Annotated in this window: 27 protein-coding genes and 1 other RNA gene; 18 read left to right on the top strand and 10 right to left on the bottom strand. The window is 55.0% G+C overall.

The window, feature by feature from the left end; genetic code table 11:
* Positions 1-29: 29 nt before the first annotated feature.
* Positions 30-500, top strand: coding sequence for an outer membrane protein assembly factor BamE (locus K1Y77_RS01380; protein WP_035536878.1), 471 nt, complete (start codon positions 30-32; stop codon positions 498-500).
* 1 nt (position 501) lies between these two features.
* Here K1Y77_RS01380 and K1Y77_RS01375 read toward each other — a convergent pair whose 3' ends face one another.
* Both K1Y77_RS01375 and K1Y77_RS01370 read right to left on the bottom strand, forming a co-directional pair.
* Entirely contained in the window at positions 502-813 is a 312-nt protein-coding gene (locus K1Y77_RS01375) for an RnfH family protein (RefSeq protein WP_030074135.1), read from the bottom strand.
* Positions 803-1,237, bottom strand: a complete 435-nt coding sequence (locus K1Y77_RS01370; RefSeq protein ID WP_030074136.1) for a type II toxin-antitoxin system RatA family toxin — start codon at positions 1,235-1,237, stop codon at positions 803-805. The genes K1Y77_RS01375 and K1Y77_RS01370 overlap by 11 nt, the downstream gene beginning before the upstream one ends.
* Before the next feature lie 126 nt (positions 1,238-1,363).
* Here K1Y77_RS01370 and smpB point away from each other — a divergent pair, with 126 nt between their 5' ends.
* Positions 1,364-1,855, top strand: coding sequence for an SsrA-binding protein SmpB (smpB, locus tag K1Y77_RS01365; protein ID WP_009723766.1), 492 nt, complete (start codon positions 1,364-1,366; stop codon positions 1,853-1,855).
* Between the two features lie 45 nt (positions 1,856-1,900).
* Positions 1,901-2,280: a transfer-messenger RNA gene (gene ssrA, locus K1Y77_RS01360) on the top strand.
* 88 nt (positions 2,281-2,368) lie between these two features.
* Here ssrA and K1Y77_RS01355 read toward each other — a convergent pair.
* The gene (locus K1Y77_RS01355) at positions 2,369-2,602 is read right to left on the bottom strand and encodes a hypothetical protein (protein WP_264429954.1); all 234 of its coding nucleotides are present in this window, start codon (positions 2,600-2,602) and stop codon (positions 2,369-2,371) included.
* 169 nt (positions 2,603-2,771) lie between these two features.
* Between K1Y77_RS01355 and K1Y77_RS01350 the strand changes: the two genes are divergently transcribed.
* Both K1Y77_RS01350 and K1Y77_RS17380 read left to right on the top strand, forming a co-directional pair.
* The gene (locus K1Y77_RS01350) at positions 2,772-3,020 is read left to right on the top strand and encodes a type II toxin-antitoxin system RelE/ParE family toxin (protein ID WP_264429953.1); all 249 of its coding nucleotides are present in this window, start codon (positions 2,772-2,774) and stop codon (positions 3,018-3,020) included.
* A gap of 147 nt (positions 3,021-3,167) precedes the next feature.
* Positions 3,168-3,338 (top strand): helix-turn-helix domain-containing transcriptional regulator, encoded by a 171-nt coding sequence (locus K1Y77_RS17380; RefSeq protein WP_406567280.1) that lies wholly within the window; start codon positions 3,168-3,170, stop codon positions 3,336-3,338.
* A 153-nt stretch (positions 3,339-3,491) separates the two neighbouring features.
* Here the strand turns inward: K1Y77_RS17380 and K1Y77_RS01340 are convergent, their stop codons facing one another.
* The 4 genes from K1Y77_RS01340 to K1Y77_RS01325 form a co-directional block, all read right to left on the bottom strand.
* Entirely contained in the window at positions 3,492-5,846 is a 2,355-nt protein-coding gene (locus K1Y77_RS01340; RefSeq protein ID WP_264429951.1) for an ATP-dependent DNA helicase, read from the bottom strand.
* On the bottom strand, positions 5,843-7,603 hold the full coding sequence (locus K1Y77_RS01335; RefSeq protein WP_264429949.1) for a VRR-NUC domain-containing protein: 1,761 nt from the start codon (positions 7,601-7,603) through the stop codon (positions 5,843-5,845). The genes K1Y77_RS01340 and K1Y77_RS01335 overlap by 4 nt, the downstream gene beginning before the upstream one ends.
* A 32-nt stretch (positions 7,604-7,635) precedes the next feature.
* Positions 7,636-8,016 carry a hypothetical protein gene (locus K1Y77_RS01330; protein WP_030074141.1) on the bottom strand — a complete coding sequence of 127 codons (381 nt, stop codon included), beginning with the start codon at positions 8,014-8,016 and terminating at the stop codon, positions 7,636-7,638.
* 184 nt (positions 8,017-8,200) lie between these two features.
* A complete protein-coding gene (locus K1Y77_RS01325) occupies positions 8,201-9,106 on the bottom strand; it encodes a LysR family transcriptional regulator (RefSeq protein ID WP_030074142.1) in 906 nt (301 codons plus the stop codon).
* A 109-nt stretch (positions 9,107-9,215) separates the two neighbouring features.
* Here K1Y77_RS01325 and K1Y77_RS01320 point away from each other — a divergent pair, with 109 nt between their 5' ends.
* From K1Y77_RS01320 to K1Y77_RS01270, 11 genes are all read left to right on the top strand, one after another.
* Positions 9,216-10,577 (top strand): aminotransferase family protein, encoded by a 1,362-nt coding sequence (locus K1Y77_RS01320; protein ID WP_030074143.1) that lies wholly within the window; start codon positions 9,216-9,218, stop codon positions 10,575-10,577.
* Positions 10,578-10,582: 5 nt separating this feature from the next.
* A complete protein-coding gene (locus K1Y77_RS01315; RefSeq protein WP_030074144.1) occupies positions 10,583-11,284 on the top strand; it encodes a CoA transferase subunit A in 702 nt (233 codons plus the stop codon).
* Positions 11,274-11,927, top strand: a complete 654-nt coding sequence (locus K1Y77_RS01310) for a 3-oxoacid CoA-transferase subunit B (protein WP_264429947.1) — start codon at positions 11,274-11,276, stop codon at positions 11,925-11,927. Before K1Y77_RS01315 ends, K1Y77_RS01310 begins: the two co-directional genes overlap by 11 nt.
* A complete protein-coding gene (locus tag K1Y77_RS01305; RefSeq protein WP_264429945.1) occupies positions 11,927-13,207 on the top strand; it encodes an ArgE/DapE family deacylase in 1,281 nt (426 codons plus the stop codon). Before K1Y77_RS01310 ends, K1Y77_RS01305 begins: the two co-directional genes overlap by 1 nt.
* Complete coding sequence (locus K1Y77_RS01300; protein ID WP_264429943.1) at positions 13,207-14,397, top strand: acetyl-CoA C-acyltransferase; 1,191 nt, start codon at positions 13,207-13,209, stop codon at positions 14,395-14,397. Before K1Y77_RS01305 ends, K1Y77_RS01300 begins: the two co-directional genes overlap by 1 nt.
* Positions 14,398-14,464: 67 nt before the next feature.
* Positions 14,465-15,931 (top strand): Na+/H+ antiporter NhaC, encoded by a 1,467-nt coding sequence (gene nhaC, locus K1Y77_RS01295; protein ID WP_030074148.1) that lies wholly within the window; start codon positions 14,465-14,467, stop codon positions 15,929-15,931.
* A gap of 77 nt (positions 15,932-16,008) precedes the next feature.
* Positions 16,009-16,413 (top strand): universal stress protein, encoded by a 405-nt coding sequence (locus K1Y77_RS01290; RefSeq protein ID WP_030074149.1) that lies wholly within the window; start codon positions 16,009-16,011, stop codon positions 16,411-16,413.
* Between the two features lie 409 nt (positions 16,414-16,822).
* On the top strand, positions 16,823-17,626 hold the full coding sequence (locus tag K1Y77_RS01285) for a transporter substrate-binding domain-containing protein (RefSeq protein WP_264018974.1): 804 nt from the start codon (positions 16,823-16,825) through the stop codon (positions 17,624-17,626).
* A 138-nt stretch (positions 17,627-17,764) separates the two neighbouring features.
* Entirely contained in the window at positions 17,765-18,421 is a 657-nt protein-coding gene (locus K1Y77_RS01280; RefSeq protein ID WP_264018975.1) for an amino acid ABC transporter permease, read from the top strand.
* A gap of 56 nt (positions 18,422-18,477) precedes the next feature.
* Positions 18,478-19,131, top strand: a complete 654-nt coding sequence (locus K1Y77_RS01275) for an amino acid ABC transporter permease (RefSeq protein ID WP_264429940.1) — start codon at positions 18,478-18,480, stop codon at positions 19,129-19,131.
* A 62-nt stretch (positions 19,132-19,193) separates the two neighbouring features.
* Positions 19,194-19,994: an amino acid ABC transporter ATP-binding protein gene (locus tag K1Y77_RS01270; RefSeq protein ID WP_449768896.1), complete on the top strand. Its 801-nt coding sequence runs from the start codon at positions 19,194-19,196 to the stop codon at positions 19,992-19,994.
* A 37-nt stretch (positions 19,995-20,031) separates the two neighbouring features.
* Here K1Y77_RS01270 and K1Y77_RS01265 read toward each other — a convergent pair whose 3' ends face one another.
* Positions 20,032-20,340, bottom strand: a complete 309-nt coding sequence (locus K1Y77_RS01265) for a GIY-YIG nuclease family protein (protein WP_264018977.1) — start codon at positions 20,338-20,340, stop codon at positions 20,032-20,034.
* Entirely contained in the window at positions 20,333-20,806 is a 474-nt protein-coding gene (locus K1Y77_RS01260) for a YchJ family protein (protein WP_264429937.1), read from the bottom strand. The genes K1Y77_RS01265 and K1Y77_RS01260 overlap by 8 nt, the downstream gene beginning before the upstream one ends.
* Positions 20,807-20,960: 154 nt before the next feature.
* On the opposite strand from K1Y77_RS01260, the gene K1Y77_RS01255 reads away from it, so the two are divergent.
* Positions 20,961-21,272, top strand: a complete 312-nt coding sequence (locus K1Y77_RS01255) for a hypothetical protein (RefSeq protein ID WP_030074158.1) — start codon at positions 20,961-20,963, stop codon at positions 21,270-21,272.
* Positions 21,273-21,378: 106 nt separating this feature from the next.
* Here K1Y77_RS01255 and argE read toward each other — a convergent pair whose 3' ends face one another.
* On the bottom strand, positions 21,379-22,548 hold the full coding sequence (gene argE / locus K1Y77_RS01250; RefSeq protein ID WP_264429933.1) for an acetylornithine deacetylase: 1,170 nt from the start codon (positions 22,546-22,548) through the stop codon (positions 21,379-21,381).
* Positions 22,549-22,749: 201 nt separating this feature from the next.
* Between argE and ugpB the strand changes: the two genes are divergently transcribed.
* Positions 22,750-24,075 (top strand): sn-glycerol-3-phosphate ABC transporter substrate-binding protein UgpB, encoded by a 1,326-nt coding sequence (gene ugpB / locus K1Y77_RS01245; RefSeq protein ID WP_264429931.1) that lies wholly within the window; start codon positions 22,750-22,752, stop codon positions 24,073-24,075.
* Positions 24,076-24,087 lie beyond the last annotated feature (12 nt).

Genomic DNA, 24,087 nt, shown 5'->3' with positions numbered 1-24,087 from the left:
GAAACCACGATAGTGAAGAACAGGCTCAAATGCAAAAATTGACTCGTATCATTACTCTTTCCGTTGCCCTAACCGTTGTTAGTGGCTGCAGTTACGTTGGCGTATACAAGCGTGACATCCCCCAAGGCAACTTGGTGACCCAAGAGATGGTCGGCCAGTTACAACCAGGGATGACGCAAGAACAAGTCACTTATGTGATGGGGCGTCCGCTGCTGGAAGCGCCGTTTGATACCCGCGAATGGGATTACGTTTACCGCCTTGATAAAGCGTACGCAGGCGTCGAGCAGAGACGTGTGACTCTCACGTTCGATGATATGGGGCGTTTAGTAAACGTTGAACAACAGGGTGATTTCTCAGGTGATCTACCGATCAGCACGGATACCAGTGTAGGCCCCGCAACAGAAACAGCTGACCCAATCTCAGGCATCAACACGCCTAGCCAGCGAGCACCGACGCCAGAAAGTGCCCCAGAGCCTCAGCCGGTGATGTCTTCAGACTAAATCACTTGCCTCCGGCTTGACGCTTTGCCCGCTCCAGGCGGGCAGCTTTGGGGTCTATTTCTAACGAGCGATATACTTCAACCCGGTCGCCTGGACGCAGCGTCTGTTTTTCAGGCTGACGCAGCGCCTTGCCAAAAATTCCTAGCGGTGCTTGTTCAAAGGTGTCGCTGGGAATATCGGGGAACAAGCTTGGTAGGTCTGCCATTACTACCGCTTGGCGCGCAGTCGTTCCTCGACGCACCTGTAAGGCCACCAGACGCTGTTTGTGCGGCAAGGCAAAGGCTACCTCTACCGCGAACGTATCAACGGCCATAGCGCTCGTCAGCCCGCTTAGTGAAGGCATCTACAAGCTGCCCCGCTATTTGTTGGAATAACTTGCCAAACGCCATGCTAAGCAAACGGTTGGCAAACACAAATTCCATTTCCAAGCTGACTTTACAGGCATCCTCTCCCATCGGGATAAACAGCCAACGCCCTTTAAGCTGCTTGAACGGCCCTTTTACTAATGACAGCTCAATCCGTTCAGGGGCATATAAATCATTTCGAGTCGTGATAGTTTGTTCCACACCCGCACGACCAAGGGTCATTTCACCGATTAGGTGCGTCTCGTCATGCTCTAGCAGGCGCGCACGGCGGCACCCCGGCAGGAACTCGGGATAGCGTTCGAAGTCATTAACCAGATCGAACATTTGTTGGGGGGTGTGCCGCACCAAGGCGGTACGATTAACGGTTGGCATTGACCTCTCCGCTGACTTCACAGTGCCCAAAGCGTATCATGGGAAACATTTTTGTAGACCTTAAATGGTATCACGCCTCCCCGCATAACGAAGGGGGTGCTACTGACAGATCAACGATGAGGTTCCATGGCCACTAAGAAAGGTAACAGTAAGGGCCCTAGCAGCAGCGTTATTGCCCAAAACAAGAAGGCTCGGTTTGAGTACCATATCAACGAAACCTTAGAAGCAGGTTTGGTACTCGCAGGCTGGGAAGTTAAAAGCCTTCGTGCTGGTAAAGCACAGCTTACCGACACTTATATTTTGGTACGCAACGGCGAGGCTTTTTTACTAGGCAGCCATATCATGCCGCTAAACACAGCAAGCACCCATGAGATTGCTGACCCGACACGCACACGTAAGTTGCTTTTGCACCGCAAGGAAATCGCCAAAATTTTCTCGGTGACCCAGGACAAAGGCCACACCTGCGTGCCGCTTAAGCTCTATTGGAAACGCAATAAAGTGAAATGTGAGCTGGCGTTGGTGACCGGCAAACAGCTGCATGACAAGCGCGCCACCGAAAAAGATCGCGACTGGAGCCGTCAAAAAGGTCGAATAATGCGGGAACATAACAAGGCATAACTGGTCAATTAGCTGTGAGCACGTTAGAATGCTCACCTGTAATTAGGGGGCGACATGGTTTCGACGCCGGTGACAACCCTTGCGGTGCATGCCGAGAGCGTGATGTATCTCGTAAATCCCACATCACGAAAAATAGTCGCAAATGACGAAAACTACGCTCAAGGCGCGCTAGCAGCTTAAACACTGTTAGCTTCTTGTCTGGCCCAAAGGTGATGTGCCTATTCATCACCGATGGGATATGAGCTAAAGCTGATAGGACCGCGGTTGATGGTGTCTTCTCATCAATCGTTAAACTTTAGAAGGCTCGCGTGGCTGAATCCTGATCGTCGGAGTCAGTCGCGTTAAAGCAAATGACGAAATCTAAGCATGTAGAGCCAATAGGCGAGTGCTGGCGGACGCGGGTTCAATTCCCGCCGCCTCCACCAGACACCCTACAAATCAAGCACCTACGGGTGCTTTTTTTGTTTCCCCCTCCAAAATACCAACCAAAGCAACCATTTTAGGCAGTAGATGTTAGACGTTTTCAATTACCCACGCGGCAATGCCTCCCCGACCATTACGGCGGCGCAAGCGCTTACCGTTGGCCACGCGGTCAGCCCGGAACTTGAGCACGTTACCCACGGCACGGGTAGTTAGCTGACTTACTGTCTTGAACTCGCTTATAGTTTCCGCCAATGCTTGCTCAGCAACCGGCAAGGCGAAGTCTTTTAGCTGGGGGTCGTGGTAGTTGTCGTGGATCTTCTTCACCTCCTTAGCTTTGAACGAGTCGCTACCAAACACATCAGCCAGCGAGCACAGCAGCGCGTCTAACTGTTCCTGTTAAGGGTCAGCCGCTTGGGCAGCGTCTACCGCTTCCATCGGGTCTGCATAAATAGGATTCCAGGCTTGGTTGAACGGCGTGAAGGCTAAAGACCGAATGGCTGCCATGCGGGTGCTGACACGTCTTAACAGGCTAGCCACAGGTAATGCAGGCGACGCCAAGACAGTGGGTGACGGCGTAATGGAGCTGCGAATTGATTACGGGCCGGGCTACCGCGTCTATTACGCTAAGGTAGGCCGCCGTATAGTGATGTTATTAGTCGGTGGTACCAAGAAACGCCAGCAAGCCGATATAGATCAAGCCAAAGCGTTTTTAAATGACCACCGAAGGAGAGCACAGACATGAAAAGCCACGATGCTGCTGTTGTCGAGATGCTGCGCGATGACCCCAATATGGCGCTGGACTATTTGCGCACCGCCTTCGATGAACTGGACGAAGAAGACGGCGAGTCTGCCTTTCTCATGGCGCTACGCCATGTAGTTGAAGCACAAGGTGTGTGTGGCTGCTATTGCAGAACGTGCCAAGGTGTCACGCGAAAGCTTGTACCGGGCACTATCCCCAAAAGGCAACCCAACGTTACGAACGATGACCACCGTTATTAAAGCGACAGGCATTCACTTTCACGACCTGACGCACCATAGCCATGAGCCAATAGCGGGATAAAGAGCATCCAAGCATAGAGAAACGTTTTCCTCAGTGCTGTGCCTGGGCTCAAAGCATGGGCTAGTAAGTTTAGCGCCCTAGAAAAGGGGGCATAATTGGGGGCATCTTTCAAAACAACCCAGCAAAAAAGCGCTTCCGGGCGCTTTTTTGTTGTCAGGAGTTTTCACCCAATACCTTGACGTGCCCCCACCAGCGCGGCAGCAATGCGCGCACCCTGGCCTGGGCGAAGCGGTCATCCATTAATATCACAGTCCCTTCATCCTCAGGGCCGCGAATCACCCTTCCGGCGGCTTGCACCACTTTGATCATACCGGGTATGCGGTAGGTGTAATCATCACCCTGGCCAAAGCGGGCATTCAGACGCGCTTTCAGCGCTTCGTTGAAGTCGTTAAACGGCGGTAGGCCTAAGGTGGCAATAAACGCCCCAATCAAGCGCTCGCCTGGAAGATCAATGCCTTCAGCAAAAGCCCCACCTAGCACAGCAAAGCCGATTCCCTTACCTGCAGGGGTAAAACGCGCCAGAAAGGCATCACGCTCGGCTTCCTGCATTCCACGGGTTTGAGCGAATACCGACACGGTGGGATACGCGAGCTGAAACTGCGCCATCACCTTTTCTAGGTAAGCAAAGCTACTAAAAAACGCCAGGTAGTGGCCGGGTTGACGCTGGTATTGATCGGACAAAGCTTCGACAATAGGCGCTACAGAGGCCTCTCGGTGATGATAGCGAGTGGAAATATCGGCTCGAATACGCACTTCCAACTGGCAGGCGGAAAAAGGTGAAGCTACTTCACGCCACACGCTGCTTTGTGGCAACCCTAGTAAATCGCGGTAGTAATGAAACGGGCTAAGCGTGGCTGAAAACAGCACAGCGCTGTGGGCAGCCTTAAAGCGCGCCGCGAGAAAATCCGCCGGAATAACATTGCGCAGCCCAAGCACCGCATCGCCACGGCCATAAATAGCAAGGTCGCACAGTGAGTGATCATCGAACCGCTCCGCCAACCGGCAGAAGCCTAACGCTTCAAACAGTAGCTCTTGAAGCTCAACACTTGCGGCGTCAGGGTGCTCAACCAAATAATCAGTGATCGCGCCAGCCAATGTTTGAAGCGAGCCCACCAGCTTGCTGGGCAACGTATCAAGGAGATGGTAGCGCTGTGACGCGGCTGCATCGGTGGTCACTTCCTTCGTGAGCGCCTGCCACTGCCTGCCGACCCTTGCTAACGGTTTAGCCAGTGCAGGAGGTGAACGTCGACGCAAGCGGCTCAAGCGTTGCTGGGAAAGCTCGGCACTGTACATCCCCCGTGCTCTTTCAACCATGTTGTGTGCTTCATCTACTAACAAACCAACTCGCCAGTCGTTAGCTTGGGCCAAGCCATGCAGCAGCGCATGGCTATCAAACCAGTGATTCACATCGCCAACTACTACGTCGGCCCAACGAGCTAGCTCTTGGCCTAGATAATATGGGCACACACTGTGGGCAAGCGCCACCTCACGCAGTCCGTCACGATCTAGCCAGCAACGTGCCACCGCGGCTTGGCGAGCGGCAGGCAAGCGGTCATAAAAACCCGCCGCTAACGGACAAGCATCGCCTTGGCAAGCGGCGCCAGGGTATTCGCAGGCTTTTTGTCTCGCTACCAGCTCCAACACACGTAGCGGCGATGCGAGTGCAGACGGTGAGAGGGAAGATGAAATAGGGGGTGTTGAAGTAGAGGGTAATGAAGTAGGCGGTGATGAACTGGGGGCAGAGAGACGCGCCAGCGCATCCAGCGCTAAGCGGCGGCCTGGGGTTTTCATGGTTAGAAAGGCCACCTTATCCAACTGCTGACGAGGCATTGCTGAGAGCATCGGAAATAGCGTGCCAAGAGTTTTGCCAATACCGGTTGGCGCTTGAGCCAATAGGCACCGACCAGTACTGGCTGCTTTATAGACATCTTCCGCTAGCGGACGCTGCCCAGGGCGAAAATCAGGATAGGGAAACGTCAGCGTCGCCAGCCACTCATCGCGGCGCAGGCGATGGGTATACTCCTGCTCCGCCCAAACCAAAAAGCGCTGGCATTGATCGGTAAAAAACGCCTGCAACTCAGTTGAGCTAGCCTCTTGGGTAAGCAGCGTTTCCTGACCGCTGGTAATCTCCAGATAAACTAACGCCAGCGTGACCCGTTCAAGGCGTTGCTCAGCGCACAGCAGCGCGCCGTATACCTTCACCTGTGCCCAGTGCAACGCGCGCTGGTTGGCGGCCATACGGTCTAAATTGCCACGATAGGTTTTGACCTCTTCCAAACGGTTCGCGTTGGGATCAAAGCCGTCAGCGCGGCCCGCCACGCGAAGCCCCTGATACTCACCAGAAAGCGGCAGTTCAGCCAGGTAATCTTCGCCCCGGCGGCTAGCCACTAGCCTATGCCCTTCGATGCCTTCTTGGGCGCTGGGTGCTGGCGTGAATCGATGATCAAGGTCGCCCTCCCGCGCGGTGAAATCGCACAGCGTACGCACCGCTATCCGATAACGGCTCATTCGGCGTCTTCTTGTTTAGATTTTTTTTGTTTAGATTTTTCTTGTTTAATTTCTTCTGGCTCGGGTGCTGGCTGCCAACGCACATGGCATACCTCAACGGGCATGCTGTGGCGGCAAAAGAAATCAATCCAACGGCGTTGGTTATCTTGCAGGCGGTCTCCCGGCCCTTTCACTTCTATCATTTTGTAGCGCGGCTCTCTAGGCGGCGCATCCGGCATCAACTGAATCAGGTCAGGCAGTCCCGCACGGTTATGCTTAAGGTCATCTAATAGCCGCATAAAACAGGCACGCAAGTGGGCAGGCGGCAAACATTTAAGCGCGAGCGCTAAAAGCTCTTCACTGACGATTCCCCAGTGAACGAATGGCGATGCGATGCCTTGTTTAGCGCGCCACGTGCGAAGGATCGTCTCCTTATACCGACCGTCATCCAACTGGGCCAGGCAGGCGTTAATATCAGCTTGACGCTGAGGGACAAAATCCTCGCGATACAAATCCGCTGGCCCACTGTGAAACGGGTGAAAAAACGCCCCAGGGAGCGGTTTAAAAATAACCGGCCAAAACAGCAAGCCAAATAGACCCGTTAACAAACTATTTTCAACGTAATATACCGGTGCAGTAGGCGTTGCTAACGCTTCAGCAACAGCGCGCTCTACCGGCTGAGGGCCGGGCAGATGAAGCACATAGATAAGCGCCTGGGCAGCCTGGTGCTCAGCCCTATCAGAACGCTCAACTTTTTGGCCTAACTTGCGAGCCAAGCGCGGTAACAAGCGCATAAGGGCTTGGATCTCGCCTTCATGTGGCTGTGCGTCAAGCGCGCTAATTGTAAGCTTATAAGCGTCTGAATAACGGCCTAACCGCTCTAACACGCGCAGCCTGCGAATACGCGCATCGCTGTTATTGGCATCGGCATAAAGCGTTAAGGCGAGTTCGCTGTCGCCGCCGCGTTCGGCTGTGCGACCCATAGTCAGCAGCAGCCGTGCCCGTCGCGAGGTTAGCCAGCGGTTGCTGGAAGCTGGTAGCACCTGCGTGGAAAGCGTCTGGGGCAACTCGCCGTCATCCAAGCGTTCGCGCAGGCGGTGAAGCGTTAAATAAGTAGTGACTTCTTCACGGCTTTGAAACGCGCGGGATTCCGCAGTAAGCGGTACCTGCTCAAAGCGCTGCAGGCCCAGCTCCGTTAACACGAACTCTGCCCAGTCCTGGCGCAAGTTGCCAAAAAACATCAGCCGTAAGCGGTTGCAAAACGCCATCACCGTTAGCCGCACAACCTGCGTTGTGGCTGCTGGCCACCACTGTTGAAGAGGCGCTGGCGCTTGCAGTGGTTTTTCTTCAACTGCTGCTTGAAGCGCAGCTTTCGTGCTGTTGCGCGCTAGACCTGCGTTAGCAATTTCATCTGCCAATGCTTGGCGCAATTCGCTCAGCCGCAGCAGGCGAAATAGCTCACGGCTGGTTAACTGCGGTGCGCGGTCTACCCAGCCCAGCGCAACCAGCGGTACTAGCGCCTGCTCGGTGTCACCGATTTCCGCATAAGAGAGCTTATCCAGCCGAAACAGCTCACCTTTGCGCATCACCATGCGCACCAATAGCGCCTGAGAGGCTTGAGGTAGCGTCTCAAAATGACCGATAGCATCGCGCTCGGTGGCACTTAACAGATCATGGTGGCGGGCGTTTACCCATGACACTACATAACGGAAATTCGTCAGGTAATAGAAAGGGTCATCTAGGGAGGCGGTCGCTGGTGCGACAGGGGCACTGTTCATCTATCCATTATAACAGTGCTTGCTAGAGCAGGTTAACCCACCCGATGCTGATAGAGCACGTGTAATACATCGTCATTGTCTACCGGCTCGTCAATGGCTGGTGCCTCGACAGTAGGGGTTGACGCGCCTGCGTGGACTTCGGCAGGCTGGCGACCGCCTACCAATACATACCATTCCGCTTCTGTCAGATAGTGCTGACACCAGCGGCTTAGGCCATCGGCCACGTCGTCACGAATGCGTTCACCGCTACGAAAACCATGGGCGAGATGCAGTAAATCTTGGCGGGCAGTGCGGGCACGAGCATTACCGCCGTGCACTTTGGAAAGTGGACAGCGTCGATCGTAGGCCGCATTGGTTAGTGCATTCAACCAACGCTCCAATTCGTGCGCCTGAATACCGCCATAAACTGCCACTCTGCACTCCATGCTGAACGGTGATTAAAGTTTAATGAGCTATGCCCATTAGCATTTACTAAAAAGCAAAAGCGTTAGATTGCCCGATTTTGAAGTCACTGTCATCTTCTTGCTGGCAGACTCAACGCATTGAACTCTCAGTCAAACATTATACCTGTTAAACGATTAAAATGATTTTTAAACGTTAGTAGTTCATTAGCGTCTCTTTCGATTTTCGCTTAAGCGACGCCAGCACTTTGGACGCATGCCACTCAGGGCGATAAACAATTCCAAAACCAAACGTCAACGCAGGTATAAAAGGCAGCACCTTGACGCGATCATAATAAGACAGCTGATCTTTTGCGGTAATTGGGTTAATCACCGTGACCCCGACCTCGTTGGCTACCAACGCGCTAATCGTACCGATGTTAGCTTCCGTTTTACCGGCAATCTTAACGCCGTGTTCAGCTACCAGTTCCAACAGCGGGTTTGTGCTCACACTTGGCTGATTGCTGATTACTAAATGTTGACCACGCAAGTCGCTGACTTCAACGACGTTCTGCTTAGCTAGCGCAAGCTTTTCAGGCACCAGTGCCACAGCTTCTGTGGTCAGCAGCGCTTCGGTCAAGAGCTGGGGGGAAGTCGCCGGTAGCGTGATAAAGCCAATATCTGCATGGCTTGATTCCACCGCCGTTTGTACATCATGGCTCGACATCATATCCAGACTAATACTTATCCGACTGTTTTCAGCCAGCAACGCTGCCACTACCTGAGGTACAAACCCAAAACATAGTCCAGGAATCGCGGCGATTCTCAAGCGTGATGTACCAAACTCCTTTAGCGCCAGCACGCTATGACGAAGCTCTTCAATATTGCCCATCAGCCTGAGAATTTCATCGTACAGCTCTCGTGCTTCAGGCGTTGCTAATAAGCGGTTTTTTTCACGTAAAAAAAGCTGTATTCCCAGGTTCTCTTCCAGCTGTGCTAGCGAGCGACTGACGCCAGACTGCGTCATGCCAAGAAGGCGTGCCGTTCCTGAAGCGCTGCCCACCTCAAATAGTGTTTTGAACGTTGCTAATGCTTTCAACGAGTTAATGGTAACTTCAGGCATGACTTTTACTCATTGATATTCGAAAAACGATCATATATTGAAATATAGTAACAAGCCTACCTAGACTGCAAGGGAGATTTTTCAACCGACTATAAAAACGGAAAACGTGATGACCGACTCTCCGCTGTTCTACCAGGCAGGCCCTGCCCTGCCGGAAGTCAGCCACGCTGATGGCGTCATGCTCTGGGACACCCAGGGCAAGGATTATCTGGATGGCTGTTCCGGGGCCATTTCCTGCAACCTTGGTCATGGCCGTCAGGATATTCGTGACGCTATGCTCGCCCAAATGGACAAGGTCGCCTTCACTTACCGCACCCAGTTTGAAAGCGCGCCCGCCGAAGCCCTAGGCCAACAGCTGGTTGAGCTGTTTAACGGCGAGCTGGGCAAGGTGTTCTTTGTTTCCAGTGGCTCCGAGGCGGTGGAGTCTGCCCTCAAGCTAGCGCGCCAATACTTCTTCGCACTCGGCCAGCCCCAGCGTCAGCGCTTTGTCTCGCTGCGCCCCTCCTATCATGGCAGCACCATGGGAGCGCTGGGCATGACCGGCTATCAACCGCTGGAAGCCCCTTTTACCAGCATGACCCATGCCTCCATCAAGGTGCCAGGGCCGGATTTCTTCCGCCATCAGGATAGCGATGACGACACCCACGTGGATCGCCTGCTGGCAGAAGCACGCGCCGCCATGCAAGCCGCCGGGCCGGAGTCACTGATTGGCTTTATCCTCGAACCGATTGGCGGTGCCAGCACCGGCGCGCGGCTGTTGGGCAAGCGCTACCTGCAAGGCATTCGCGCCCTGTGCGATGAGTTTGGTTGCCTGCTGATTGCCGATGAAGTGCTCACCGGGGTGGGCCGTACCGGCGCCTGGTTTGCCTGCCAACATTACGATGTGGTGCCGGATATTCTGGTCACCGCCAAAGGCCTGGGCGCGGGCTACTACCCAATTGGTGCCATGCTGGCCCGCACTGACATCGTCGAAACGGTGATGGCCAGCGGTGGCTTCCAACATGGCCATACCTATGCGGGCAACCCGCTGTCTTGTGCCACTGGCCTGGCTGTCATCGATGCCATCAAGCGCGAAAATTTACTGGAAAACACCCAGGCGCGCGGCACGCAGTTGGAAGCCGGGCTGCGCCAGCTCGCAGAGCGTTACGACTGGGTCGGCCATGTACGCGGCGCTGGCCTGTTATGGGGCGTCGAACTGGTCGCCGATGGCGCATCACGCAAGCCCTTCCCCGCTGAGCAGAACCGCTTCGCCCAGATCACCGCCTTGGCCAAGCAGGAAGGCCTGCTGATCTACCCGCGCCGCAGCCTGGATGGCCTGGCCGGTGACCATTTCCTGGTCTGCCCGCCGCTGACCATTCAAGCCGAGGAAGTGGACACCCTGCTGGAACGTCTGGCACGGGCCATGGCGCGTTTTGACCAAGCGCTTACGCCGTCGCCTGACCTGAACGCACAACCCACCAGGGAGAGCTGAACACTATGACGCTGCTTAACCACAAGGTCTGTGAAATTGACGCGGCCATTGCCCAGATTCCTGATGGCGCCACCATCATGGTCGGTGGCTTTGGCTCGCCGGGCACGCCCTTTGCGCTGCTTGATGCCCTGCTGGCATCCGGCCAAGGCAACCTGACGCTGATCAAAAACGATGCTAACGAGCCCGGCATCGGGATTGGCAAGCTTATTGAAGCGGGCCGGGTCAAGCGCCTGATCACCTCGCATCTCGGCTTGAACCGGACGGCCATCGAAGCGATGAATAGTGGCCAGATGGAAGTCACCTTTCACCCCCAGGGGCTATTGGCGGAAAAAATCCGCTGTGCAGGCGTTGGCCACGGCGGCTTTCTCACCGATATCGGGATGGGAACGGAAATTGCCGAAGGGCGCCATGAGATCACTATCGAAGGCGCAACCTGGGCCATCGAACCGGCGCTTCAGGCAGATTTCGCCCTGGTACATGCCGAGCGGGCCGACCGCTACGGTAACCTCATCTATCGCGCCACCGCCAGCAACTTCAACCCCCTGATGGCCATGGCGGCTGATCGGGTAATTGCCCAAACCTACCGCATCGACGAACCCGGCGACCTGCCTATCGACACCATTCATACGCCCTGTGCCTTTATTAGCCAAGTCGTGCAGGTCGACCGCGCGTCCAGCCAGCAAGGAGTTCGCCCCCATGCCCTCTGACCAGCAACGCATGTTGACCCGTGCTGCCCGTGAAGTCATCGATGGCCAGATCGTCAACCTGGGCATTGGGCTGCCCACTCGCCTGTTCCACTTTCTACCTGACGATATCAATGTGCTGGTGCACTCTGAAAACGGCGTGCTCGGCTGTCGCCCGCGCCACGAGGGCGAAGCACCGGATATCGACATGATTGACTCCGGCGGCGCGTATATCACTACTCGCCCGGGGGCCAGCGTTTTCGATAGCGCCACCTCCTTTGCGATGATCCGCCGCAGCCGCGTGGACGTTACCTTTATGGGCGCCTTCGAAGTCGATCAGGAAGGCAACCTGGCCAATTGGAAAATTCCCGGCAAGTTCTCACCAGGGATTGGCGGCGCCATGGAGCTGGCCCAGAAAGTCGCCCGGCTGGTGGTGCTGTGTTCGCATAACGACAAGCATGGCAACCCCAAGATTCTGACCCGCTGCCAACTACCCCTGACGGCCAGCCGCTGTGTGTCGCGCATTATCACCGAAAAAGCCGTGATGGACGTGACCCCACAAGGGCTTGAGGTGGTGGAAATTGCTGAAGGGCTGAGCGTTGCAGCGCTGCGCGAAGCCACCGACGCCACTCTGCTGATTGATGAATCACGTTTAGGGAGATTCTGATGCTTGATGCTACCGAACAACGCATTATTGCCTGCTGCAATGCGCTGATGGACGACACTGTAGCGCTGACCAGTGATCTGGTGCGCGGCTACAGTGTGATCGGCCAGGAACAGGGCGCGCTGGATACCATGGAACGCCACCTTGAGCGCCTGGGCCTGCCGGTCACCCGTGTGCCGCTGGATGCCGCGGGCTTTGCGGAGCATCCTCATCGCGCACCTGCCGAGTGGCCCAGCACCGGGCGCTACAATGTGATTTCAGACCTCAACCCCAGTGCGCCAGGCCCGCACCTGGTGTTTAACGGCCATCTCGATGTGGTGCCCGCCGAACCCACCGATATGTGGACCCGCTCGCCCTGGGAGCCCTGGCAAAAAGATGGCTGGCTGTATGGTCGTGGCGCAGGCGACATGAAAGCCGGCATTGCCGCCATGGTGATGGCGGTTGAAGCGGTGCGCCAGGCAGGCGTCGAGATCAATTTCCCGTTCACCCTGCAAACCGTGATTGAAGAAGAGTGTACCGGCAACGGCGCTCTGGCTTGCCTGCACCAAGGCTACAGCGGTGATTTCGTGCTGATACCAGAGCCGTTCGGCGCCCAGATCTATGCTGGCCAGGTAGGTGTGCTGTGGTTCCGGATGCGCCTGGATGGCGTACCCGCTCACGTGCTTGACCCTTCCGCCGGGCGCAATGCCATTGAAGCCCTGCAGGACTACCTGCCCGCGCTGAAGGTTCTGGAAGCGGAAATGAACAGCCTGGCGCGGCCTGAGCTTTATGCCGACCACCCTCACCCCTTCAATCTGAGCATTGGCCGGGTAGATGCAGGCAACTGGGCCTCCAGCGTACCGGCCCACGCCATTCTGGAAGGCCGCGTTGGCTTCCCGCCCGGCATGTCGCCGGAAGAGGCTATGCAGCGGGTTCGCGATACCCTGCAGGCCTGCCACGCCGAGCTTGATGACGCCACCCCGGCGCCCCAGGTGAGCTTTCACGGTTTTCGCTCTGAAGGGCATGTGGTTGATCTCGACACCCCGGGCATTCGGCTACTCTCGGAATGTCACGAAGCGCTGATTGGCGCGCCTCCCGGCCATTATATATCCACCTGCACCACCGACCTGCGCGCCTTTCACGTATCCGGCAATATCAACGGCACCTGCTACGGCCCCGTTGCCCAGCGCATTCACGGTGTGGATGAGTGTGTGGAGATCGACTCAATCCGCCATGTACTGACCACCTATGCCTTGTTTATCCATCGCTGGGCAAAGATGGCTGAACAGCAGGAGAGCAACTAATGAGAAACGTCTACCTGGCTGACTATGCACGCAGTGCCTTCAGCCGCGCCCACCCCCGCAAGCCCGAGGTGGATGCCTGGGCCGACACCCGCAGCGATGCCCTGCTGGCCAGCGTTCTGGATGGCTTACTGGCGCGCAGCGATGTTGATGGCGCAGCGGTGGAAGACCTGAGTATTGGCTGCGCCCTACCAGTAAAAGAACAATGGAGCTTTGGTGGCCGCTACCCGCTGTGGCTGGCCGAACGCCTGGGCCCCAAAGGCCAGGTGTGCGCCACCCGGCAGATTGATCAGCAGTGTGGCTCCGGCCTTGCTGCCCTGCGCAACACCGCGCGGGAGATTCAGGCCGGTGCCGTTGAAGTGGGTATGGCCGGTGGCGTGGAAAACATGACCCGTGTGCCCATGGGCCCAGCCTTGTTCAAGGAAGGTGTGTTGACCAGCCCTGACGCGCTGCAACAGGCTGACTGGCTCGCGCTGGACGTGGTGCTCAATATGGGCCTGACCGCTGAGCGACTCGCCACGTCAGCGGGTATTTCCCGTGCTGCCATGGACGCCCTTGCCCTCAGTTCCCACCAGCGGGCGGCGAGCGCCGATGCAGCCGGCCACTTCGCTGGCGAACGTTTGACCCTGAACAACGCAGCCGGTGAGCCAATCAGTGTGGATAGTAACATTCGCGCCGATACCAGCGCCGAGCGTTTAGCGGGGCTGGACCCGGTCTTCATGCAAGGCGGCATGGTCACCGCAGGCAACAGCTCACCGCTGACCTCTGGCGCCGCCGCCATGCTTTTGATGTCAGAACCTGCCCTGCACCAGCACGGCATTAGCCCCTTGGCGCGGGTTGTGGCAATTGCCGACTGCGGCGTCAAGCCGGAAGAAATGGGGGCCGGAGCCGCCGCCGCTATCCAACGCGCCCTGAAGCAGGCGCAGCTAACGCCTGACGATATCAGCGTATGGGAAATCAACGAGGCCTTTGCGGCTGTGCCACTGCATGCCATGGGTGAGCTTTCGCTTGACCCCGAAAACGTCAATATCTGGGGCGGTGCCATGTCACTCGGGCATCCGTTAGGCGCAACCGGTATTCGCCTCGCTGGCACCCTTGGCCGCCTGCTGCAGCATCGCCAACAGCGTTACGGCTGTGCGGCGGCCTGCATCGGTGGCGGTCAGGGCATCGCCATCATTCTGGAACGCTGCTGACTGCCACTGGATTTACGAGAACAACGTTACGATAACAACGCTTGACCCCTAAGCAGGGAGAATAACAATGTCAACAACCACGCAAGACACCCATAAGCGTCCTTCATTTCTGGGCGCTATCACCGTTATCGGATTTCTGTGCTTCATGATGTTTGCACAGATTTTTATCCTCGGTGAAGACTGGGTGACGCATATTTCACTGATTTTCGCCATCGTGGTCTGCGCCCTGGTGGCACTGTATTCCGGCTTCAGCTGGCAGGATATCCAGAAAGGCATCCTGTATGGCTGTGAAATCGCCATGCTGCCGATGCTGATCTTGATGATGGTCGGGATACTGGTGGCCAGTTGGATCGCCTCAGGAACGATTCCATCGCTGGTCTATTACGGCTTGCAGCTGATCAACCCTTCGTATTTCCTGTTCACCGCGGTGATTGTCTGCGCTGTTGCCTCACTGGTCACCGGCAGTTCATGGACAACCGCCGCCACCTTTGGCGTGGCTTTTATCGGCATTGGCAGTGGGCTGGGTATTTCTCCGGCGATGACTGCCGGGGCAGTGATTTCCGGAGCAATCTTTGGTGACAAGATTTCACCAGTATCAGACTCCACCAACCTCGCCGCTGGGGTTGCCGAGGCCAACCTGTTCGACCACATCCGTTCGATGTTCTACACCACCGGCCCTGCACTAATCATTACCATTATTCTGTTCTTTTTTATTGGTATGCGCTTTGACGGCGAAGGGGCTGATATTTCGCGCACCGCTGAGCTTTTGGCCGGCATTCGCGAGAACTTTTCGGTCGGTCTGCTGCCCTTTATCCCTCCACTGGTAGTTGTGGTACTTGCCTACCGGCGTGTTAATGCGCTGGCGGTGATGGTGATTGGCAGCCTGCTGGGTGCGGGCCTTGCCGTGGCTACTCAGGGCGTTGCGCTAGGCAACATGATGAACTACATGAACTACGGCTATGTTTCGGAGACCGGCGTAGAAGCGGTTGATGACCTGCTCAGCCGCGGGGGTCTGCAAAGCATGATGTGGACCATCTCACTGGGCTTTATCGGCCTGAGCCTGGGCGGTTTGCTGGAAAAAACCCGTATGCTAGAAGTTATCCTGGAAAAGTTGGGCAAACTGGTCAGCAATTCACGCGGGTTGATCGTCACACACGTTTTCTCGTCGCTGGCCACTAACCTGTTCTCGGCCAGCCAGTATATTGCCATCATCATTCCGGGGCGCATGTTTGTACCCGCCTACCGTAAGCTGAAAATTCTGCCCTCGGTATGCTCTCGCACCTGTGAAGACTCGGCAACCGTCACGTCACCTCTGGTGCCCTGGGGGCTGGGTGGCGCTTACTACATGGGGGTGCTGGATGTTTCCGCGTGGGATTATATGGGCTGGACGTTTTTAGCCATCATCACGCCGATCATCGCTATTCTCTATGGCCTGTTCAACATCTTCATCTGGCGGGAAGGCGAGCGTAACGACGTTAACACCTATAGCCAGTCAAACGTTGAACACCAACCGTCAGCCGATCTAGCGAAGTAGATCGAGAACAGGCACGTGGCAAGAGGCGACCAAGCTATCGCCTCATGCCACCGCCTATCAGCCTGAGGATACATGTCATGTATAAAAATATTCTGATTACCACGGCGGCAGACAATAACTCGAATGTTGTGCAGAAAATCGACGTAGCACGTAAGTTGGCCGACGAAGATAGCACCATACAGATCATTTCTGTCATGGAGCGTATTCCGCCTTATATTGCACCATCACTGCCCAGTGATTACCGCGAAACCACCGCGCAACGCATTAAAGACGGTATTCAAAAGAAAATTGGCGACGAGCACTACGAGATTCATGTGGTGGAAGGCAATGCCGCCCATCAAGTGGTCAAGTTTGCCAAGCGCAATGGCGTCGACTGCATCATTATTTCATCGAACCGTCCCGGCTTTCCTGACCACTTTATGGGTTCCACCGCCTTAAATGTTGTGCGCCAGGCAACGTGTACTGTCACGGTGGTTCGCTAGCCCAGGTTATAAATCCAATAGCTTAAGCCAGCTGTCTCCAGGGCGTTAAAAAAGCATGCATTAGGGCTTTGGCATATATATTGCTTTACGTTGGTCTATGCTGGTTTGACTAAGACAATTTGTTTGATAGTGAACTACGCGCTTTGGGGATTCATACGGGATAAATTGAGATACCGAGCGATTTATCCAATGCAACCAATGCCTTTAACCCACCCTACCAAGGAGACATGCACCTATAAGATGCAATAGAACATGCAACACAGCATTGCGAGAAACCACAGTATTAACAATGAAGCATAGGCACCCATGTAGCCTAAATGATCCGCACAACTACTGCTAAGCCAACCGAGCGATGTAACAGCACAATCGCAGGCTGACAGGCAAAACAATACTAAAAAGGAAACGGATAATGACAACCTTCACTCAACGTTTTTCCAAGACGTTCACCACTGCTGTCGCCGTTATGGGAGCAACTGCCGTGCTGGCCATGCCCAGCCACGCCCGAGACCTAGAAGAGATTCGGGGCGATGTTCTCCAAGTAGTTAACTCAGGCGCCTACCCGCCTTTCAGCTTTGTCGATACCCAAGGCAATCTGGTGGGTTTTGATGTTGATATTGCACAAGCACTGGCCGACAAAATGGGCGTCGAAGTCAACGTCCAGTCGTCTCCCTGGAATGGCATTATTGCTGCCATGGTGGGTGGGCGATTTGATGCCTGTATCTGCAGCATGAGTATCACCGAAGAGCGCCAGGAAGTGCTCGACTTTAGCGACCCCTACTACAGCTCAGGCCTTTCCATCTGGGTGCAGGAAGAGACCAACGACATCAACAGCATTGACGACTTTGCGGGTAAACAAGTTGGTTCAACGCTGGGTGAAACCGGTAACCAGTGGGCAGTGGAGAATGGTGACGGCAAATGGCGTAACCAGACGTTCCAGGGCCTGCCTGACATCATGAGTGCGCTTAACTCAGGCCGCATTGACGTGATGATTGCAGACGATGTACCGGTCCTCGTCGCCATGCAGGAAAATGAGCGGGACATCAAAATGGTAGATGTAGGCGAGCTGCCGCGCTGGCCTGCCGCCATTGCTATTCAGCAGGACAACCCCGAACTGCTTGAAGCACTTAACGTGGCACTGGCCGATATCAAGGAAGACGGCACTTATCAGGCGATTGTTGATAAGTGGATCGGCGAAGGCGCCAGCATCGAGTAACCCTGTGGCCGGGCAGTTTACAGTTCTGAGTTGCCCGGCTGTCTGATCGACAGATCAGTGGTTTCTACTGCGTTGATACCTGAGTACCCATCATCATTACCTGATTACCTCAACACAAAACGACAACAAGGTAACTTCATGGACTTCAACCTGATGGTCGAGATCACGCCGCTGCTGATAAAAGCAGCCGGGGTCACAATCGACATCTCGGCCCGTGCCATCTTCTTCGGGTTCTTCATCGCCTGCGGGCTGGTGTTTCTGCGCTCTGCTCGTATACGGCCGCTGCGCTGGCTGGCGCGCAGCTATATTAGTGTGGTTCGCGGCACGCCCTATTTCGTTCAACTCCTGCTGGTGTTTTACGGTGGCCCCAGCATTGGGTTACGGCTTGACCCTTTTACCTGCGGGGTTGTTGTCGGGGCCTTCAACATCGGTGCCTACATGAGCGAGGCGATTCGCGGAGCTATCGAGTCCGTCGACAGCGGTCAGAATGAAGCAGCGCGTTCCCTCGGTTTTGGCAAGGCACGCACCCTGCTGTTTGTTGTACTGCCCCAGGCAGCCGGGCTGATGATTCGTTCGGTGGGCGTTCTCGCTATTGTGCTGGTCAAGAATTCATCGCTGGTATCAATTATCTCTGTGGTTGAGCTCACCTATCAGGCCCAGCGCTTGATCGGTTCTACCTACAAGCCGCTGGAAATTTTCACGCTCAGCGCCTTGATGTACATCGTCATCGTCTACGCCGTGATGGGCATGATGGAGTTGGCCTATCGGCGCGCTACGCGCTACCAGAGTCGCTAACCCGCCCCGATTCAACGCTGGCCGGTCGACACCATACCCGTTAGGAGAGCGCCCCGATGCAGTTTGATTTTACGCCTGTTATTACCTATTTCCCGACCTTGCTCAGCGGCATTGGCGTCATGCTGATGATCGCCGTGACCGTTGCGTTTTTTTCCATTGTGGGTGGCTTGGTGATCGCGGTCATCACCCTGTATACCAATAAGGTCGTCAGCTGGCCGCTGCGCTTCTTTATCTGGCTGTTCATGACCACGCCGCTTCTACTGCAGCTGTATTTTCTCTATTTCGGCCTGGGTGATTTGATCCTGATTCCGGCGATTGTGGTCGGCATCTTGGGGCTTGGCTTTCACTATATGGCCTATAACGCCGATATTTTCACGGCCACTATTTCATCGGTATCCGACGGCCAGTATGAAGCATCTCGCTCGTTGGGCTTCGGTCACTGGCGAACTATTGGTTACATCATTGTTCCCCAGGCGTTTATCCGCTCGGTGCCGCAGTTGGGCAACAATATGATCCTGATGGTCAAGGACACCTCAGTGTTATCCGCCATCGGCGTGGCCGAACTGGTGTATGCCTCCCAGTATGCGATCAGCGTCACCTTCCGACCGTTCGAGTTCTTTATTGCCATTGCCGTGATTTATTACCTGCTCAACATTGCCATGGAGCTGGGCCAGGCATGGTTCGAGCGGCGTACCGCTTACCGTCGCTAAAACCGTGATTCAAATGGCGGCCTGAAAAAAAACAAATGGACTAACTACCGACTGGACACTTTATGAGCACCTTACCTTCCACTGATACTCCTGTTGCCGATACCCCCATGGTCGAAATGCGCAATGTGCACAAGCGCTTTGGCGACCTTGAAGTCCTCAAGGGCATCAACCTGACCGTCGAACGCGGCAAGATCATTTCGATCATAGGGCCATCCGGTTCGGGGAAAAGCACCTTGCTACGCTCGGTCAATCACCTAGAAGTGATTGATGACGGTGACATTCTGTTGGATGGCGCTCAGGTCAATCGCCCCGACCTCCAGGGTCTGGCCTTTGAACGCCATATCAATCATATTCGCCAGAATATGGGCATGGTGTTTCAGCACTTTAACCTTTTCCCTCATCTGTCGACCCTCGACAATGTCACCCTGGCCCCGCGCAAGCTCAAGGGTATGGCATCCAAGCAGGCCAACCAACTGGGTATGGAGCTGCTTGACCGAGTGGGCCTGGCAGACAAAGCGGATGTATTTCCTTCGCGGCTTTCTGGCGGTCAGAAGCAGCGGGTGGCGATTGCCCGCGCATTGGCCATGCAGCCTAAGGTCATGCTGTTCGACGAGGCCACCTCGGCGCTCGACCCGGAGCTGGTGGAAGAGGTCAACCGCGTAATGCGCGGCCTGGCCGAAGAGCATATGACCATGCTGATCGTGACCCACGAAATGGCCTTTGCCCGCGATGTTTCCGACTGGGCGATGTTTATGGATGGCGGCGTGGTGGTCGAGGAAGGCCCTCCCAGCATGCTGTTCAGCACCCCACAGCAGGAACGCACCCAACACTTCCTGAGTAAGCACCTGGACACACAGCGCTAATCCCCAGCCTTAATCCCCAGCGCTAACGCCACGGCCGTTACCCCACGGTCGCTGGCCACTCCACTGCCCATTGGCGCTTTTGCGCTGGCGTCTTCTGTTTCAGCGCATACTCAGCGCGGCTGGCCGCTGCGCGATCTGCGAAAGGCTGCGCGCCGAGCATTGCTATCGGTGGGTTAGCACGGGTATAGCGCGCGCCTTTACCGTCGCAGTGCGCTTGGTAACGTTTCGCTAGGTTGTTGGTAATCCCCACATAAGTGCCACGCTTGCACTCAAGTAAGTAGAGGTACCATTGGGAATTAGTGGTTATAGAGTCAGTTGTTGCGGAATTAGTGATTTGACTACTCACCGCAACAACTCTTTATTTTTCGGCCGCTACCACATAAGCAGCGCTCGTTTCGCCGGGGTTTAAGGCGCTCAATGGTCGGCACGCCATCAACATACCACCAGCGCCCGACTTCAAACACAAACCGGGAGTTTTCTTCCAGCACCTGCCAGCGGTTTTGTTCACGAAAATAGGCTAAAAAATGTACCGTGCCCTGTTCCTCTTTTACTGGTGGTGCCGCCACAATCGTAAGCGCTTTCCACTGGGTATCTGGGTCGAGCTGCAGCTGCGCTGGCCGCGTTGATGGGTGCCAAGTGGCGAGTAAGTAATCGTGGCTATTCAACGCAAATGCCGTGTAACGTGAACGCATTAGCGCTTCAGGCGTCGGTGCCGTTACACCTTGATGATAAGGTTGGCAACACGCCGAGAGTGCAGCACCACTGCCGCACGGGCAGTTGGCTGACGTTGAGACTGGCGTTGAAAGCGTCATATTGAAGACTCTGTATTCTTTGGTTTATAGACTTGGTATACGTTTTGTTTCGGTATTGGCAAATAGTTAGGTATAGTACCAGAGCTACATCATCAGACAGACGGAGTACGACACACGATCGATCATTCTTTCCAAACGCAGTGGAGGTTCTCCTATGAAGGTTTACAAACCCGAATGGCAGTGCACGTTTAGCGTAAACGAAGGCGCGGTAGAATCAGCAACCTGGAAAGAGCGAATCGCGTGGCGGCTTAGACAAATCGCCGATCGACTAGAAGGCGGTGGCCGTACGGTAAAAATCGACTACAACGTCTCTCCGCACGTTAGCCGAGACGAAGTTGATACCTGTTTGGGGAAAGGGTTTGAGGTGACTCAGCGGCTGCTGACCCAACTTGCCCGCCAACAGGCCTGCGAAGATGTGATGCGCCATGCGAAAGCAGAGCTTTACGAAGAGCAACATCAGCATTAGTCGTAATGAGCAACGCAGCAACGTTTTAGAAAAACACCCGCCTGTCTAAACATTGGCGGGTGTTTTTTATTGTGTGCTATTTATATTCAAGGCTCATTAGCAGCCATCATCCCGAATAGGGTGTTTCTAACGCCTGACCTAATCGCTTCATAAACGCCGTGCATTCATGCAGCTGGGCCGTCTCAATATACTCATCGGGCTGATGCGCTTGAGCGATGCTGCCAGGGCCAAGAATGATTGTCTGCAAGCCCTGGCCTTGGAACTGTCCCGCTTCCGTGGCGTAAGCCACCGCATGGTCGCAGCACCCTGCTGGCAAATGGTCTTTGGCTAAGCGAAGCACCCGATCGTTTTCGCGGTCGGCCAAGCCCGGTACGGTCACGTTTAGCGGCTTAGTGGTAATTTCAACGTGCTTGCCTTTGGCCTGCAACTCAGCGCTTTGCTGGTCGCAATAGGCCTTAAAGCGCGCGTATATTTCGTCGAAGGTGTCCGTTGGCAGGTGACGAATTTCCCACTCGAACTGACACTCCCGCGCCATAATATTGATTGCCGTGCCACCTTTTATTTTGCCTACATGCAGGCTGGTGTGGGGCACGTTAAAGGCCTCGTCGACGCGGCCCTCTTCCACCAATGCCGCCATCGTGTCTTCAATAAACGTGACCAGCCTTGCCGCCACATGAATAGCTGACGTGCCTTGATTCACTTGGCTACTGTGGGCCTCCCGACCAATCACGGTGGTGCGCAGATTAGTTGCGCCTTTTTGAGCGACCACAGGCTGCATGCTAGTAGGTTCACCAACAATGACGTGGGCGGTGGTGGAGTAATGCTCGTAAAAGCGTTTAATAAGGCTAGGTGCGCCCACACAGCCAATTTCTTCGTCGTAAGAAAACCCGAAATAGATAGGCTGCTTCAGCGACGCATTGACCCAGACAGGCACCATGGCTAACGCACAGGCAATAAAGCCTTTCATGTCACAGGTGCCACGCCCGTAAAGACGGCCATCGCCGCCATCACGCAGGGTAAACGGGTCACTCGACCATGGCTGACCGGCCACAGGCACTACGTCGGTATGGCCAGAAAGCACCACGCCGCCAGGGGCATCAGGGCCTACGCGGGCAATCAGATTGGCTTTGGTTCCACACGGGCTCATCACTCGCTCTGAAGCAACACCATAATCAGCTAGATAGTGCTCAACAAATTCAATTAAGGCTAAATTTGATCCACTTGAGGTGGTATCGAATGATACTAGCTTCGCCAGTAAGGTAGTCACGTCAATCATTCTGCTCTCGCTAGTTAATCTCTTGATATTACCCTATCACCGCCATTCGCCTTTTCCTACTCAGCAGGCTTGCTGCCAACTAAACGTTGACTGTCACGTCGAGTTCATCGTGCATTCATGAAAACGTCATCTACACTTTCTACTGTTCAGTGCACCCAAAAACTTAACAAATGTACTGCGAACGACCCACAAGGAGCCGTTATGTCTCGTTTCACATTGCACGCGCTTACCCTAGGGGTGGCGACCGCCACGTTTAGCCTTTCTGCCCATTCAGCGACTGAAGTGACTTGGTGGCACGCCATGGGAGGCCAGCTTGGTGAAATCCTTGAAGAAATGACGGAGGAGTTTAACGCCTCCCAGGATGATTACCGCGTAACCCCTAGCTATCGTGGCAATTATACCGAAACGATGACCGGTGCCATTGCGGCGTTCCGTGCAGGCGAGCAGCCCCATATTTTGCAGGTTTTCGAAGTCGGCACAGGTACCATGATGAATGCTGATGGCGCCATTTATCCGGTGTATCAGCTCATGGAGGATCATGGCCGCGCATTTGATCGTGACGCTTTCCTACCTGCGGTAGTCGGTTACTACACCGACACGAACGGCAACATGCTGTCGTTCCCGTTCAACTCCTCAACGCCGATTATGTATTACAACCGTGACGTGTTTGAGGAAGCAGGTTTAGACCCTGAGCAGCCACCACAAACTTGGGATGAAGTCGCGGAGTATGCAACTCAAATTACCGAGTCAGGTGCTGCAAACTGTGGTTTCACCACCTCATGGCCAAGCTGGGTGATGCTGGAAAACTTCTCTGCCATGCACAACTCTCCGCTAGGCACGTTAGAAAACGGCTTTGGCGGAATAGAAACAGAGTTCAACTTCAACAATGAACTAGTGGCCCGCCACTGGGATAATTTGAAGACATGGCAGGATGCGGATGCCTTTAAGTGGGGCGGCCCTGGTTCCGGCCCAGACTCTGAACCGCTGTTTTACTCACAAGAGTGTGCGATTTTCTTTGGCTCTTCTGCCTCTCGTGCGGATGTCGCTGCTAATTCCGACTTTGAAGTTGGTTTCGGTATGCAGCCCTACTATGACGACGTAGATGGCGCGCCACAGAACTCCATCATTGGCGGTGCCACCCTGTGGGCACTTCAAGGCCACACCGATGACGAGTATGAAGCCGTTGCTGCCTTCTTTGAGTACCTCTCACAGCCTGAAGTGCAAGCTGAGTGGCACCAGCAGACCGGCTACCTGCCAATCACTCAAGCGGCATGGGACTTAAGCAAAGAGCAGGGCTACTACGATGAGAATCCAGGCGCTGATATTTCGCTGAAGCAGATGACACTAAACGAACCGACTGAAAACTCAAAGGGCCTGCGGTTTGGTAACTTTGTACAGATCCGCGACATCATCTCCGAAGAGATGGAAGCCGTGATGACTGGCGCTAAATCCGGCCAAGAGGCTGCCGATTCAGCGGTTGAACGTGGTAATCAGTTGCTACGCGACTTCCAATCAGCCAACCAGTAAGTAAGCACCCGC

Origin of the sequence: Halomonas qaidamensis (genome assembly GCF_025917315.1) — a bacterium.
GTDB classification, from domain to species: Bacteria; Pseudomonadota; Gammaproteobacteria; order Pseudomonadales; family Halomonadaceae; genus Vreelandella; species Vreelandella qaidamensis.
Note: the sequence above shows the minus strand (reverse complement) of the source record. Positions and strands in the feature narration are given on the sequence as shown.